A 15,002-nucleotide genomic window follows, 5' to 3' on the forward strand; every position below is an offset into this window, starting at 1 on the left:
TGGAACACCATGAATTTTCAACAATTGCGCTCGATCCGCGAAGCGGCCCGCCGCGGCTATAACCTGACGGAAGTGGCCAACGCCCTGTTCACGTCGCAGCCGGGCGTGAGCCGGCAAATCCGCGAACTCGAGGACGAGCTGGGCGTGGTCATTTTCGAACGCAACGGCAAGCGCTTGACGGGCTTGACGGAACCGGGCAAGGGCATCCTCAAAATCGTCGACCGCCTCTTGATCGAGGCGGAAAACCTGCAGCAGGCCAGCCTCGAGTACAGCGGCCAGACCAGCGGCACCCTGTCCGTGGCGGCCACGCACACGCAAGCCCGCTATGCGCTGCCGAAGGTGGTGCAAAGTTTCCGCGCCGCCTATCCCGAGGTGCGTATTGCGCTACAACAAAGTGCGCCTGAACATATCGCGGAATGGGTGTTGTCGGGCAAGACCGATATCGGCATCGCCACGGAAGGCCTGAGCCAGTTTCCTGACCTCGTGTCGTTCCCATGCTACCGCTGGAGCCATCTGATCGTCGTGCCGGACGGCCACCCGCTGCTCGAACATACGCCGATCCGCCTGGAAGACCTGGCGAAATACCCGCTGATTACCTACGACAAGGGGTTCACGGGACGCGGCCATATCGACGACGCGTTCGCCAAGGCGGGCGTGGCCACCGACATCATCCTGACGGCCATGGATTCCGACGTCATCAAGCAATACGTGGCGCTGGGCCTGGGCGTGGGCATCGTGGCCTCGATGGCTTTCGACCATGGCCGCGACAAGGGCTTGCGCGCCGTGGAAGCGTCTCATTTGTTTGCCACCAACACGACGCGCCTGGCCGTGCGCCGCGGCGCCTACCTGCGCGCCTATGCCTACGAATTCATTTTGCAGCTGGCGCCGGACTTGACGCGGGAAGACATCGACCGTGCCATGGCGGGCGAAGAGTCGCTTTAATCCAGCGCGGCCCGCTGCGCGCGCGTCAGGCCGGCCACGGCGCGCGCGTAGCTGTCCTGCACCAGTTCCGCCAGGTAATCGGCAGGGAATAGCGCTACATCAACGATCGTCACCCAGTGAAAGCGGCCCATGTAGCGCGCCGGCTTGACGCCGGGCATGTCCGTCAGTTCGATGAAGCGCCCGGCGCTGGCGCGCAGGCTGAAGCGCCACTGCTCTGGCATGCTGGTCTTAAAATAGGCAAATTTCTTGCCGCTCACTGCATACACGAGGATGTTCGACGGCGGGCCGTACAGCACGGCTTGCGCGCCGGGCAGGGCCGCGCACAGCTCCTTCAGTTCATCTGTTTTCATTCGTCCACCGCCATGAATTGCTGCCTGTTGCGGTCGAAGGCATAGGCCGTGCCGGTGGGAGAGTCCAGCAGCGCAATAAAACGGTCATCCACGCCGAGCACGGCGCCCAGCGACACGAGGGCCACGTTGGCGCTGTCGTTGATGTAGTCGTCGCTCTCGTCGTTGGCCGTGAAACGCCAGCCGCTGTCGTCGGCATTGTCCGGTTCCTCGCGGTACAGGTAGCCGACGGGCGCGCCGTCTTCCAGTACTCTTTTCGTGACGAAGCACAGGCCCGCATAGCGGTTGACGAGGTTGTCGTCATCGTCATGCTGCGTGTTGATGATGTGGCGCGCTTCGAAGGCGACCGTGTCTTTTGCCTGTAAATCGGCGATGTAGCCGGGCATGTTGTCGAGCTTGCCCGTGAAGTGGCCGTTGGCTTCCACCGTATCGACCAGCACCCACATGCGCTCGGCGCCCGGTGCCTGCGGAGCGTCGCTGTGGAAGGCGAAGATCAGCTTGACCACCTCGCCGGGTCGCACCTGGGCGATGGCCTCGGGCGGCGATTTATAGAAGGTATAGGGGTGGCGCGCGGCCAGTTCGGCGGCGTCGGCCAGGTGCCAGCTGGGCATGGTGCTCCGTCGTCAAGAAGAGTAAAGCCCATGGTAGCCGATTGCACGCCTGAAAGCACGCCGCGCGCGCAGGCCGTATCATGTTCTTTCCCTCTCTCACACCAAGGACAGGCATGACTGACGCAACGATACCCCATTTACTCCTCAACGATGGCCGGCGCATCGCGCAGATCGGCTTTGGCACCTGGCCGCTCGACGATGCACAAGCCGAGACGGCCGTGCAGGCGGCGCTCGCATGCGGCTACCGCATGCTCGACACGGCGGCCCGCTACGGCAATGAAACGGGCGTGGGACGCGGCATCGCCGCCAGCGGCGTGCCGCGCGCCGAGGTCTGCATCACCAGCAAGCTGCGCGGCAGCGAGCACGGTTACGACAGCACCCTGCGCGCGTTCGACGCCACGCTGGCCGCCCTGGGCACCGATTACCTCGACCTGTACCTGATCCACTGGCCGCTGCCCATGCGCGAGCTGTACGTGGACACCTGGCGCGCCTTCGTGCGCTTGCGCGGGGAAGGGCGCATCCGCTCGATCGGCGTATCGAATTTCCAGCCCGCCCATATCGAGCGCCTGCGGGCGGAGACGGGGGTGTTGCCTGCCGTCAACCAGGTCGAGCTGCACCCGGATTTTAGCCAGGCGGCGCTGCGGGCCTGGCATGCGGCGCAAGGCATCGTCATCGAGTCGTGGAGCCCGCTGGGACGCGGCGCCCTGCTGCAGGACGCCACCGTGGCGCGCCTGGCGCAGAAACATGGCCGTTCGGCCGCGCAAATCCTGCTGCGCTGGCATGTGCAGCACGGCCTGGTGGCGATTCCGAAGTCGCAGGACCCGGTGCGCATGCGGCAAAACCTGGCGATCTTCGATTTTGCCCTCGACGCCGATGACCTGGCGGCGCTGGCGCTGCTCGACGGCGCACACCGCCAGGGCGGCGATCCCGATACCAATCTGGAGTTGTAGTTTTTTCGTATCGTCACGGGTGGGTCTGCAACAGCCGTGCGGCAAGCCATGGCGCCATGCCCCTGCGATAGCCGGCCCAGCGGATAAACGGCTGGGTTCGATTAAAAATGCCAATGGCAAAATATGTTTCTTTAATTGCATTTTGATTTCCTCAGTGATATCTTTTGTCCTATCGCAAGGAAGTGATAAAAAATATAATTAAGTTGCAATATTGAAATAATGCCTAGGGGAAATGTATGAATATGACGAAACATGCAGTACTGGGACTGTGCCTCAGCGTGTCGGCCTTCGTGGCGCCGCTGGCCAGCGCCGCCAGCTGGGTCGAGATCAGCAACCCTGCCAAAGGCGGCTTTACGGTGGGCGGCAATACCGTCACCTACGGCCCTGTCGCGGCCGCCAGCGTCTGGGTGTATGACGGCGCCAACCCGCCCGGCGCGCAAAGCGCGGCCGCGATCAAGTCCTTGCTCAATACGCAGTTCGGCTTGCCGTCGAGCGGCACCGGTTCGCTCGTGCTGGCCACCCAAGGCGACTTGAACAGTGGCAAGTCCGGTTCCTTCTCCGTCAATTCCAGCTTCGACTACCTGGCCATCCATTACGGCCGTGGCGAATTGCTGTTCCACTGGGACAGCCCGGTGGCCGCGAATACGTTGTTCAGTATCGGTAACTTGCCACGTGGCATCAGCAACTTCCGCGCCTACAGCTCGGTGTCGGCCGTGCCGGAACCGGCCACCTACGGCATGCTGGTGATGGGCCTGGGCCTGCTGGGCTTCATGGCGCGCCGCCGCCGCGGCTAAGTTCCATGCGCCGCCGGCGCCATGCATGAAAAAAAAGCCCGGAAACGCCATGCGTTCCGGGCTTTTTGCCTGTTGGGGCGGTTTGCCGCTTACCAGCTGTAGCCGGCCTTGGCGTAGTAGTAGCGGCCATTGAAGCCGTTCGGCGCGAAGATGCTGTATGGCTGCGTGCCGTTGACGTTCAGGTTGCCCGCGCTCGTCACCTGCGCCGGATAGCGGTTGGTGACGTTGTCGATGCCGGCCACCAGGCGCCAGTGCTTGTCCAGCTTTACGGAGCCGGACACGTCCAGCACCCATTGCGGATCATACGTCTGGTCCAGCTTGATATCGTTCTGCGGCACCGTGAAGCTGCCGTAGCGCGTCACCACGCCATGCGCATTCCAGATGCCGAAGGCGTAGTCGGCGGCCAGGCTGAACTTGTCCTTTGGCGACGCCACCGTAATGCGGTCGATGCTCTGGCGGTCGATCAGCTTCAGATTGTTGGCCGTCAGGATGGCCGGATTGTCGGCGATTTTCTGTACCGTGCTCTTGTTATGGTTGTAGGCCACGGTAAAGTCCAGGCGATCCTTGTCCTGCAGGTCGATGCGGTAGGTGCTGACGATGTCCACGCCTTCGGTGCGCGTGTCGACGGCGTTGGTGAAGTAGCGCGCCGCGCCCACGGTCGAGCCCTGGTTTGCCAGTTGGGCCTTCAGCTTGTCATTCAGCGCCAGATTGGCCGAGAACAGGATGCGGTTGTCGATGTCGATGCGGTAGGCGTCGATCGAGGTGGTGAAGTTGCGGCTAGGCTGGAACTGCAGGCCCAGGCTGTAGTTGCGGGCCTTCTCCGGCTTCAGGTCCTGTGCGCCGAGGGCGCGCGCCTGCGGCGTATTGACGGCGAAGGTGCCCGTTTCAATGGCCGTGTTGTTGCCGTTGATGACCTGGAAGTTGGTGGTGGTGATGGTGTAGTACTGCTGCGCCAGCGACGGCGCGCGGAAGCCGCTCGACACCGTGCCGCGCAGGGACAGCGCGTCCGTGAACGCATAGCGGGCGGAACCCTTGGCCGAGGTGGTGCTGCCGAAATCGCTGTAGCGCTCATGGCGCAGGGCCACGCCGCCCGACAGTTTTTTCGTCGCTTCCGCTTCCAGGTTCACATAGATCGATTCGTTGTGGCGCGAATGGCTGCCCGCGTTGGCCGGGCGGAAGCCGGAGAAGCCTTGCGCGCCGCCTGCTGTAGCGGGATTGGTAACGACGGTGATGTAGGAAGCTTCGTCGCCGGCGCCGATGCTGTATTTTTCATGGCGCGCTTCGGCGCCCACGGCCACCGTCAGGGGGCCGGAAAAGAAGGCGACGGGGAATTCGCGCGCCGCGTCCAGGTTGAATACCGTCTGTTCATTCTTCAGCGAGCCCGCATAGAAATGCGTGGGGCTGGCCGCGCCCAGCGACTGGTTGACCGTGTTGTCCAGGTCCAGCTCGAATTTGTTGCTGCCATAATTGATGCTGGCATCCCAGCGCCAGCCGGCGGCTTCACCGCGCAAGCCCGTCACCAGCGACTGGTCGGTCAGGGTGCTGTTTTGCAGCGGCAAAAAACCTTCCGGATAGATCGGCGTGCGCTGCGAGTAGACCTTGGTCACGGGGTCCTGGATCAAGGCCGTGCGCCAGGTGGCGGCGGCCGAGGTGTCGCGCTTGCCATAGTTGCCGAAGGCATACCAGTCCAGATTGTCGTTGATGCGGTATTCGCTGTTGATGAAGACGGTGGCCGGCTTGCTTTCCGGGTCGCCATAGCGCTGGTTGACCTTGCCGTAGCGCGGTTCCAGCGGGTTGCGGAAGTCGGCGCCGGCGCGGTTGGTCGGGTCGCGCTCGGCCACTTCCGCCGAGACGCGCACCCAGCCGTCGTCGCCCAGCTTGAAGCCGGCCGAACCCTTGATGCTCTTTTGCTTGCCGTCGCGTTCCTGCGTCTGGCCATAGCCCACTTCGACATCGCCGCCGGCCGCGCCTTTTTTCAGGATGATGTTGATCACGCCGGCAATCGCGTCGGAGCCGTACTGGGCCGCCGCGCCATCGCGCAGCACTTCCACGTGGTCGATGGCGGCCAGCGGGATGGCATTCAGGTCGACGGGCGCCGAACCTCGGCCCAGCGAACCGTTGACGTTGACGACGGCCGAGGTGTAGCGGCGCTTGCCATTGACCAGCACGAGAGACTGGTCGGGCGACAGGCCGCGCAGCTGGGCCGGGCGCACGGCGTCGCTGGCGTCGGCACCCGTGGCGCGGGCAAAGTTCAGCGACGGCAGCAGGCGCGCCAGCACGGTGGCCAGTTCGCTGGAACCCGTGCTTTGCAGGTCGCGCGAGGTCAGGATGTCGATCGGCGATTCGGAATCGATGGTGCGGCGGTTCTTGGCGAAGGTGCCGGTGACGACCACCGACTGCAGTTCGCCATCGGCCGGCAGCTCTTGCTGCGCTTGCGCCTGCATCGGCAGGCTGAAGCAGGCGATCAGGCTGGCGGCAAGGACGGTTTTTACGGGAAGGGCGGGAAGCTGGGAGCGGGCGGTGCTTGAACTCATCGACAATATCTCTTCGGTTAGTGTATGCGCGGACCATGGCGGTCCGATGACGAAAACAGCTTAGCAGCGGGCACTTGGCGTGCTTACGAATAGTTCTGTCTATCGATATGCAATAAATGTCTGATATGCACCCAAGTGACGCGGGTAGCGCATATGGACTCATTTCCAGCATACGACCGGGCATGGCAAGGCTGCAATGCTGCACAGCAGTAAATTGCCAGCTGTTGCGTAAATACGACTATCTGCGATGAGAGCGGGGCGTCTGGCGCGACGCTGTGCGGCGGCGCCAGACGGTATGGCGCTTACTGCCCCGGATTGGGCAGGCTGGCGTGGATGGCGTCGACGGCCGCCACCAGTTCCGGCGCCAGCGTGACTTGATACGCGTCGATATTCTGCCGCAGCTGTTCGACGCTGGTGGCGCCGATGATGGTCGAGGCCACGAACCAGCGCGAGTAGCACCAGGCCAGGGCCAGCTGCGCCGGCGTCATGCCGTTGGCGCGCGCCAGCGCCGCATACTGCCGGGCCGCTTCGATGGTGGCGGGACGGATGTAGCGGGGGCTCCAGCCGGCAGGGAAAATCGTCAGGCGTCCGCGTGCCTGCGGATCGTCGAGGTATTTCGCCGTCAGCTGGCCGAACGCCAGCGGGCTGTAGGCGAGCAAGCCGACATTTTCCCGGTGGCAGGTTTCATCGAGCAGGCTCGTCTCGAAATGGCGCGCCGTCAGGTTGTACAGGTTCTGGATCGAAACGATGCGCGGCAAGCCTTTCAGTTCGGCCTGCTTGATGTATTCGCACACGCCCCACGACGATTCGTTCGACACGCCGATGTGGCCGATCTTGCCTTCCTCGACCAGCTTGCCCAGCACGGCCAGCGTCTCGTCGATGGCGACCGAGGCGTGCTCCTTGCGCGGGTTGTACACGCTGGCGCCGAAGATGGGCAGGTTGCGGCTGGGCCAGTGCAATTGATACAGGTCGATGTGCTCCGTCTGCAAGCGGCGCAAGCTGTCTTCGACGGCGGCGCGGATATTCACCGCGTCGTGGTCGGTCTTGCCCTTGCGTATCCAGTGCATGCGCGAGTTCGGTCCCGCCACCTTGCTGGCCAGGACGATCTGCCCGCGCTTGCCGCTTTTCTTCAGCCAGCTGCCGATATGGCGCTCGGTGCTGCCCTGCGTCTGCGCGCTGGCCATCACCGGATACATTTCCGCCGTGTCGATGAAGTTGATGCCACGCTCGAGCGCGTAATCGAGCTGGCTGTGCGCTTCCGCTTCGCTGTTTTGCTCGCCGAACGTCATCGTGCCCAGGCAGATCCGGCTTACGTCCAGGCTGCTCGTGCCCAGCTTGATCTTTTCCATGGCCTTGCCTTAGCGGGCCTGCTTGCCGCGCAGCGCGCGCGCGCAATCCTTGATCAGCGCGGGGCCGGCGTAAATCAGGCCGCTGTACAGCTGCACCAGCTGCGCGCCCGCCTCGATCTTGGCCACGGCGTCGCTGCCCTGCATGATGCCGCCCACGCCGATGATGGGCAGGGCATCGCCCAGTTCCGCCTTCAGCAGGCGGATCACGTTGTTCGACAGTTCAAACACGGGCGCGCCCGACAGGCCGCCCGCTTCCGCGCCATGCGGCATGCCTTCCACGGCGCTGCGCGACAGGGTGGTGTTGGTGGCGATGACGCCATCGATCTTGTGGCGCGTGAGCGACTCGGCGATGCTTTTTACCTGCTCGCCATCCATGTCCGGCGCGATTTTCAGGGCCAGCGGCACGTAGCGCTTGTGCTGGTCGGCCAGGCGCGCCTGGGCTTCCTTGAGCTGCGACAGCAGGGCGTCGAGTTCGGACGCGCCCTGCAGCTGGCGCAGGTTTTTCGTGTTCGGCGACGAGATGTTCACCGTCACATAGCTGGCATACGGGTAGACTTTTTCCAGGCACAGCAGGTAGTCGTCGGCCGCCCGTTCGATCGGCGTGTCGGCGTTCTTGCCGATGTTCAGGCCCAGCACGCCGGTGCGGTTCTGGTAAAACTTCGACGCCTGCACATTGGCGACAAACGCATCGACGCCGCCATTGTTAAAGCCCATGCGGTTGATGATGCCCTGTGCCTGCGGCAGGCGGAACATGCGCGGTTTCGGATTGCCCGCCTGCGCGCGCGGCGTGACGGTGCCCACTTCGATCGAGCCGAAGCCCAGGTCGGCCAGCGCGTCGATATAGGCGCCATCCTTGTCCAGGCCGGCGGCCAGGCCGACCGGGTTCGGGAAGGTGATGCCCATCACCGTGCGCGGGTCAAGGGTCGGCTTGCCGGCCAGCTTCGTCAGGCCCAGCGCGCTGGCGCGTTTCAGGGCAGGCAGGGTGAGATGGTGGGCCGCTTCGGCATCCATCGAGAACAGCAGCGGGCGAGCGAGGGAGTACAGGAATTTTTCGGACATGGGGCGCTTTTAGGGTGGTGCGCAGGCCGCCGGGAGAGGCTGGCGGCGCGCTGTGTAATTTGCCGTATTTTACCGTGTTCCACGCGGCTGCCGGGTGTATAGTTCTTTTTGGTCTAATGCAATATTGATTCATTGCCAATTCGCATTGCGACCCTGGACTTTCCTGTTTCTTCCCTGTTCACTTACCTTATAAGCGAGACATCGATTGAAAAAGACACGCATCCTGAGCGCCATCGCGGCCGCCAGCGCACTGTTGCTGAGTCACCCGGCCCTGGCCCTGCCCAATACGCAAGACACCCGCATGCTGAGCGAACCGGCCGTCTCCAGCCGCCATATCGCCTTCATCTATGCGGGCGACCTGTGGCTGTCCAACCTCGACGGCGGCGGCGCGCGGCGCCTGACGTCCGACCTGGGCGACAAGTCCAATCCCGTGTTTTCGCCCGATGGCAGCCTGATCGCGTATAGCGCCAATATCGATGGCAATGTCGACGTGTACGTGATCGCGGCGGCCGGCGGCGTGCCGCGCCGCCTGACCTTCCACCCGGGCGCCGACCTGGCGCAAGCGTTTACGCCCGATGGCAAGGCCGTGATGTTTACCTCGCCCCGCGCCGCCTTCAACAACCGCTTCCAGAAGCTGTTCACAGTACCCGTCGCGGGCGGCGTGGAAACCCAGCTGGAAATTCCCAACGCCTCGCGCGCCACGTATTCGCCCGATGGCACGCGCATCGCCTACAACCCCCTGGCGCCCGCGTTCAAGCAGTGGAAGCGCTACCGGGGCGGCACCAATTCCTGGCTGTGGCTGTTTTCTTCCGCCGATAAATCCATCGAAAAAATCCCCCAGCCCGCCACGCGCTCGAACGACGTCGACCCGATGTGGGTAGGCGACACCGTGTACTTCCGCTCCGACCGCAACGGCGAATTCAACCTGTTTGCCTACGACGTGAAGACGAAAACCGTGCGCCAGCTGACGCGGCACGCGGATTTCCCGGTGCTCAACGCGTCGGCCGCGAACGGCAAGATCGTCTACGAGCAGGCCGGCTATCTGCACTCGTTCGATATCGCCAGCGGCCAGGCGCAAAAGCTAGCCATCGGCGTGGCCAGCGACCTGGGGCAGACGCGCCCGCGCTGGGTCAAGAATGCGAAATACATCCGCGACGCCTCGATTTCGCCGTCGGGCGCGCGCGTCGCCTTCGAATACCGGGGCGAGATCGTCACCATCCCCGCCGACAAGGGCGACGTGCGCAACCTGACGCAGACGGCCGGCGCGAACGAGCGCACGCCGATCTGGTCGCCCGATGGCCGCTCGGTCGCGTATTTCTCGGACGAGTCGGGCGAATACGAGCTGCATGTGCGCGCGCAGGATGGCAAGGGCGCGGTGCGCAAGTTCAAGCTCAATGGCAGCGGCTTCTATGACAACGCCGTCTGGTCGCCCGACAGCAGGAAGATCGCGTTTGCCGACAATGGCTGGAGCATGTACGTGATCGATGTCGGCACGGGCAAGGTGCAGAAGATCGCCACGGAACCGATGTATGGCGTCGACAAGAGCATGCGCGCCTCGTGGGCGCCCGATTCGCGCTGGCTGGCCTACACGCTCAATTCGCCCACCTACACGCGCAGCGCCTACATCTATTCGGTCGAGCAGAACAAGTCCATGCCCGTCACGGATGGCCTGTCCGACGTGGCCGAACCCGTGTTCGACAAGAGCGGCAAGTACCTGTACTTCTTCGCCTCGACGAATGCGGGCCCCAGCAACAACTGGTTCTCGCAGCAGAACGAAGACAACCTCGTGACGCGCACGGTGTGGATGGCCGTGCTGCGGCGTGACCTGCCGTCGCCCTTGATCAAGGAAAGCGACGAGGAAAAGGCGGCCAGTGCGGAGAGCAAGAAGGATACGGCGAAAGACGAGGCGGAAGCGAAGAGCGAGCCGAAAATCGATCCGAAGACGGGCCGCGACGACCCGAAGGTGACGGTGGCCCCGGTGGCGCCCATCCACATCGATTTCGACGGCATCGCCACGCGCATCGTCGACTTGCCGCTGCCGGCCGCGCAGTTCTCCAGCCTGGCCGCGGGCGCCGCCGGGCAGATCTTCCTGCTGCGCGAAAGCGACGGCAAGAAGGCCGTGCAGCGCTTCGATTTGAAGGAGCGCAAGGCGGAAACCGTGGTGGCCGAGGCGGACGATTTCGAAGTCTCGGCCGACGGCAAGAAGCTGCTGTACCGCCAGAAGGAAAACTGGGCCATGGGCTCGGCCACGGGCAAGCTGCTGGCGCCGGGCGAGGGCAAGATCAAGGTCGACGCCATCGAGGTGAGGGCCGATCCGCGCGCCGAGTGGACGCAGATCTTCAACGAGGTGTGGCGCATCAACCGCGACTATTTCTATGATCCGGGCATGCATGGCGTGGACTGGAAGGCCATGCGCGACAAGTACGCCGTCTTCCTGCCCGAGCTGTCCAGCCGTGCCGACCTGAATCGTTTGATCCAGTGGATGTGCAGCGAGCTGGCCGTGGGCCACCACCGCGGCGGCGGCGGCGACGATTTTCTGGAGGCGAAGAAGGTGCCGGGCGGGCTCCTGGGCGCCGATTACGAAGTCAGCGATGGCCGTTACCGCTTCAAGAAGGTGTATGGCGGCTTGAACTGGAATCCGGCCCTGCGCGCGCCGCTGACGGAGCCTGGCCTGAACGTGAAGGCGGGCGAATACCTGCTGGCCGTCGACAGCCGCCCGCTGGCGCCGCCCACCAATTTGTACAGCGCCTTCGAGAATACGGCCGGCAAGGCCATCGACCTCACCGTGGGGCCGTCGGCCGACGGCAAGGGCGCGCGCACGATTACCGTGGTGCCCGTGCCGACCGAGGATGCCTTGCGCAACCGCGACTGGATCGAAGGCAATATGCGCAAGGTCAATGCGGCCACCGGCGGCAGGGTGGCGTATGTGTACGTGCCGAATACGGCGGGGCTGGGCCACACCTACTTCAAGCGCTATTTCTTCCCGCAGGCGGACAAGCAGGCCATCATCGTCGACGAGCGTTTCAATGGCGGCGGCAGCGTGGCCGATTACTATATCGAGATCCTGCAGAAGAAGGAAATCGCCTGGTGGACCATGCGCTATGGCGCCGACATGAAGACGCCATCGGCCTCGATCCAGGGCCCGCGCGCCATGCTGATCGACGAAACGGCCGGCTCGGGCGGCGACCTGCTGCCGTGGATGTTCCGCAAAAATAACATGGGTCCGCTGATCGGCAAGGCCACGTGGGGCGGCCTGGTGGGCGTCCTCGGCTTTCCCGTGCTGATGGATGGCGGCTTCATCACGGCGCCGAACCTGGCCTTCTGGACGCGCGAAAACGGCTGGGGCGTGGAAAACGAGGGCGTGCCGCCCGACATCGAAGTCGAGCAAACGCCGGCCGACGTCATCGCCGGGCGCGATCCGCAGCTGGAAAAGGCCATCGAGGTGATCCAGGCCGAACTGGCGAAAAATCCGCCAGCGCGGCCTGCGCGTCCGGCGTTTCCGGACAAGAGCAAGTAGGTCGGCTTAGGGGCGAAGCGCCGTAATCCGACACCATTGTTGGCATCGCAGTGTCGGATTGCGCGCTTGCGCGCTAATCCGACCTACCCAATAACCCCAGGTTTTACATCACTATCCACTGCCCCTTGATGCGTGCTTCCAGGGGCTTGAAGTTGATCTTGTAGGCCATCTTCGGGCTTTGCTCTAGCCACAGCACGTCAAGAGCAAGTAGGTCGGATTAGGGGCGAAGCGCCGTAATCCGACACCATTGTTGGCATCGCAGTGTCGGATTGCGCGCTTGCGCGCTAATCCGACCTACCCAATACTCCCAGGTTTTACATCACTATCCACTGCCCCTTGATGCGTGCTTCCAGGGGCTTGAAATTGATCTTGTAGGCCATCTTCGGGCTTTGCTCTAGCCACAGCACGTCAAGAGCAAGTAGGTCGGATTAGGGGCGAAGCGCCGTAATCCGACACCATTGTTGGCATCGCAGTGTCGGATTGCGCGCTTGCGCGCTAATCCGACCTACCCAATAATCCCAGGATTTACATCACTATCCACTGCCCCTTGATGCGTGCTTCCAGGGGCTTGAAGTTGATCTTGTAGGCCATCTTCGGGCTTTGCTCTATCCAGTAGCCCAGGTAGACATACGGCAGGCCCAGTTCCCGTGCCTGGGCGATCTGCCACAGCACGTTGTAGGTGCCGTACGAGGCGCCCGCCACGTCCGGGTCGAAGAAGGTGTACACGGACGACAGGCCATCGGCCAGCACGTCGATGATGCTGACCATGCGCAGCGTGCCGTCCGGCTCGCGGAATTCCACCAGGCGCGTGTTGACCCGGCTTTGCAGCAGGAATTGCGCGTACTGGTCGCGGCTGTCCTGGTCCATGCCGCCGCCCGCGTGGCGCGTGCTCTGGTAGCGCAGATACAGCTCGTAGTGTTCGTCGAGGAAGGACAGGGTGGCGACGCCGGCCCGCAGGTCGGCATGCCGGTTCCAGGCACGGCGCTGGTTGCGGTTGGGCGCGAATTCCTGCGCCACGACGCGCACGGGAATGCAGGCCTGGCAGCCGTCGCAATACGGGCGATAGGTAAAAATGCCGCTGCGGCGAAAACCGTTGCGCACCAGTTCCGAATACACGTCGCTGTTGATCAGGTGCGAGGGCGTGGCCACCTGCGAGCGGGCCTGGCGGTCGTCCAGGTAGCTGCACGGGTAGGGCGCCGTCGTGTAGAACTGCAGGGTGGCAAACGGTAGTTCGTTCAGGTGCGTCATGCTGATCCTGTCTGGTCTGGCCGCGGCAATGGAAGTCTGCGTGGAGATATCATAGCTTTTTTATGCCGGTGTTGCAGATTGCCAGTCGGTGATTTGCGCTGCTTCAATGGCGCTGCGCACATGGGCGAGGAAACGCGCGCGTGAAATCGGCGCCGCGCCCAGCGAGGCCAGGTGTTTTGTTTCCTGCTGGCAGTCAATCATGGCCACGCCGCGGTCCTGCAGGAAGCGCACCAGGTGCGCCAGCGCGATCTTCGAGCCATCGGTCACGCGGGCGAACATCGACTCGCCATAGAACATGCGCCCGATCGACACGCCGTACGCACCGCCCACCAGTTCCCCGTCCAGCCACAGTTCCGACGAATGCGCGTAGCCCAGCTTGTGCAAGCCCGTGTAGCCGGCGATGATTTCGTCCGAGATCCAGGTGCCCGGGCCATCCTTGCGCGGCGCCGCGCAGGCGCGCATGACGGCTTCGAAATCGCCGTCGAAGCGCAGTTGCCAGCGTCCGTCCGTGGCGGCGCTGCGCTCGACCCTGCGCAGCGCCTTGGCCAGGCTGTCGGAGACCTTGAAGGCGTCCGTCATCAGCACCATGCGCGGGTCGGTGCTCCACCAGAGGATGGGCTGGCCCTCGGAAAACCAGGGGAAGATGCCGCGCCGGTAGGCGTCGAGCAGGCGCGCGGGCGACAGGTCGGCGCCAGCCGCCAGCAGGCCGGGCGCCTCGTCGGTGAGGGCGCGCGAGACATCGGGAAACGGGGTGTGGATATCGAGCCAAGGGATCATGCGGCGTCACAGGTGGCGGTTGGACGGAGCTTACTCGGCATCGGCGCGCGCCATCGGGCGCGTGATGTCGCCCGTATGGAAACCATAGCTGCCGCCTTCGCGCATCTTGACCCTGTCGGCGAAGAACAGCTCCAGGGTGGCGCGGATGGTGGGGAAGGCCAGGTCATCCCAGGGAATCTGCGCTTCCGTGAACAGCTGCACTTCCAGGCTTTCGATGCCCGGGGCGAAATCGAGGTCGCGCAGGCGCGCCAGGTAGAACAGGTGGACCTGATGCACGCGCTGCACGTTCAGCAGCGAAAACAGGGGGCCCAGTTCGATATTGGCGCCCGCCTCCTCCACCGTTTCGCGCTCGGCCGCATCGGACGTGGTCTCGTCGTTTTCCATGAAGCCGGCCGGCAGCGTCCAGTAGCCGTAGCGCGGCTCGATGGCCCGCTTGCACAGCAAGACCTGCAACTGGCCATCCTCTTCCCACACGGGGATGGAGCCGACCACCATTTTCGGGTTCTGGTAATGGATGGCATCGCAGTTGGCGCACACATAGCGCGGACGGTTGTCGCCCTCCGGGATGGTCAGGATGACGGGATGGGCGCATTCGGAGCAGAATTTCATGGGCGGACTTAGGATAATGATGATGTCTAGTGTAACGCTTACTGTACACCGATTGCGCGTGGCGTGGCGTGACGGGCGGACACAATTCCAACCAGCAATTGGCCGGGCTTTTTTAATTAAATGGATCTATTGCAGTCGAAGTGGAGATAGCTATTGCCTAAGCCGTCAGTTTGCCCTTATAATTCGAGTGCGGGGTGGAGCAGTCTGGCAGCTCGTCGGGCTCATAACCCGAAGGTCACAGGTTCAAATCCTGTCCCCGCAACCA

General features: G+C 63.5%; 12 protein-coding genes and 1 tRNA gene. 5 read left to right on the forward strand and 8 right to left on the reverse strand.

The window, feature by feature from the left end:
• Nucleotides 1-9: 9 nt before the first annotated feature.
• Complete coding sequence (locus AC1RDJ_RS04025) at nucleotides 10-942, forward strand: CysB family HTH-type transcriptional regulator (protein ID WP_071322313.1); 933 nt, start codon at nucleotides 10-12, stop codon at nucleotides 940-942.
• Here AC1RDJ_RS04025 and AC1RDJ_RS04030 read toward each other — a convergent pair.
• Complete coding sequence (locus AC1RDJ_RS04030; protein ID WP_493026544.1) at nucleotides 939-1,292, reverse strand: MmcQ/YjbR family DNA-binding protein; 354 nt, start codon at nucleotides 1,290-1,292, stop codon at nucleotides 939-941. The genes AC1RDJ_RS04025 and AC1RDJ_RS04030 overlap by 4 nt on opposite strands.
• Nucleotides 1,289-1,900, reverse strand: a complete 612-nt coding sequence (locus AC1RDJ_RS04035) for an immunity protein Imm33 domain-containing protein (protein WP_493026545.1) — start codon at nucleotides 1,898-1,900, stop codon at nucleotides 1,289-1,291. The genes AC1RDJ_RS04030 and AC1RDJ_RS04035 overlap by 4 nt, the downstream gene beginning before the upstream one ends.
• Nucleotides 1,901-2,013: 113 nt before the next feature.
• Here AC1RDJ_RS04035 and AC1RDJ_RS04040 point away from each other — a divergent pair, with 113 nt between their 5' ends.
• Both AC1RDJ_RS04040 and AC1RDJ_RS04045 read left to right on the forward strand, forming a co-directional pair.
• Complete coding sequence (locus AC1RDJ_RS04040) at nucleotides 2,014-2,850, forward strand: aldo/keto reductase (RefSeq protein WP_493026546.1); 837 nt, start codon at nucleotides 2,014-2,016, stop codon at nucleotides 2,848-2,850.
• A 236-nt stretch (nucleotides 2,851-3,086) separates the two neighbouring features.
• A complete protein-coding gene (locus AC1RDJ_RS04045; protein ID WP_071322317.1) occupies nucleotides 3,087-3,644 on the forward strand; it encodes a PEP-CTERM sorting domain-containing protein in 558 nt (185 codons plus the stop codon).
• A gap of 89 nt (nucleotides 3,645-3,733) precedes the next feature.
• On the opposite strand, the gene AC1RDJ_RS04050 is transcribed toward AC1RDJ_RS04045, so the two are convergent.
• The 3 genes from AC1RDJ_RS04050 to AC1RDJ_RS04060 all read right to left on the reverse strand — a co-directional run bounded on the left by AC1RDJ_RS04050 (nucleotide 3,734) and on the right by AC1RDJ_RS04060 (nucleotide 8,586).
• Nucleotides 3,734-6,178 carry a TonB-dependent receptor plug domain-containing protein gene (locus AC1RDJ_RS04050; RefSeq protein WP_493026547.1) on the reverse strand — a complete coding sequence of 815 codons (2,445 nt, stop codon included), beginning with the start codon at nucleotides 6,176-6,178 and terminating at the stop codon, nucleotides 3,734-3,736.
• 302 nt (nucleotides 6,179-6,480) lie between these two features.
• Nucleotides 6,481-7,527 (reverse strand): aldo/keto reductase, encoded by a 1,047-nt coding sequence (locus tag AC1RDJ_RS04055; protein WP_493026548.1) that lies wholly within the window; start codon nucleotides 7,525-7,527, stop codon nucleotides 6,481-6,483.
• A gap of 9 nt (nucleotides 7,528-7,536) precedes the next feature.
• The gene (locus tag AC1RDJ_RS04060) at nucleotides 7,537-8,586 is read right to left on the reverse strand and encodes a quinone-dependent dihydroorotate dehydrogenase (RefSeq protein WP_493026549.1); all 1,050 of its coding nucleotides are present in this window, start codon (nucleotides 8,584-8,586) and stop codon (nucleotides 7,537-7,539) included.
• 205 nt (nucleotides 8,587-8,791) lie between these two features.
• Here AC1RDJ_RS04060 and AC1RDJ_RS04065 point away from each other — a divergent pair, with 205 nt between their 5' ends.
• A complete protein-coding gene (locus AC1RDJ_RS04065) occupies nucleotides 8,792-12,103 on the forward strand; it encodes a S41 family peptidase (RefSeq protein WP_493026550.1) in 3,312 nt (1,103 codons plus the stop codon).
• Between the two features lie 525 nt (nucleotides 12,104-12,628).
• Here the strand turns inward: AC1RDJ_RS04065 and AC1RDJ_RS04070 are convergent.
• Genes AC1RDJ_RS04070 through AC1RDJ_RS04080 form a run of 3 tightly spaced genes read right to left on the reverse strand, consistent with a single transcriptional unit; the run spans nucleotide 12,629 to nucleotide 14,737 of the window.
• Entirely contained in the window at nucleotides 12,629-13,351 is a 723-nt protein-coding gene (locus AC1RDJ_RS04070) for an arginyltransferase (RefSeq protein ID WP_071322322.1), read from the reverse strand.
• 60 nt (nucleotides 13,352-13,411) lie between these two features.
• Nucleotides 13,412-14,128 (reverse strand): leucyl/phenylalanyl-tRNA--protein transferase, encoded by a 717-nt coding sequence (gene aat, locus AC1RDJ_RS04075; protein WP_071322323.1) that lies wholly within the window; start codon nucleotides 14,126-14,128, stop codon nucleotides 13,412-13,414.
• A gap of 30 nt (nucleotides 14,129-14,158) precedes the next feature.
• Complete coding sequence (locus AC1RDJ_RS04080) at nucleotides 14,159-14,737, reverse strand: NUDIX hydrolase (RefSeq protein ID WP_493026551.1); 579 nt, start codon at nucleotides 14,735-14,737, stop codon at nucleotides 14,159-14,161.
• A gap of 188 nt (nucleotides 14,738-14,925) precedes the next feature.
• Here AC1RDJ_RS04080 and AC1RDJ_RS04085 point away from each other — a divergent pair.
• Nucleotides 14,926-15,002: transfer RNA gene (locus AC1RDJ_RS04085), tRNA-Met, on the forward strand.

This window comes from Janthinobacterium sp. GW822-FHT07H10 (assembly GCF_058798675.1).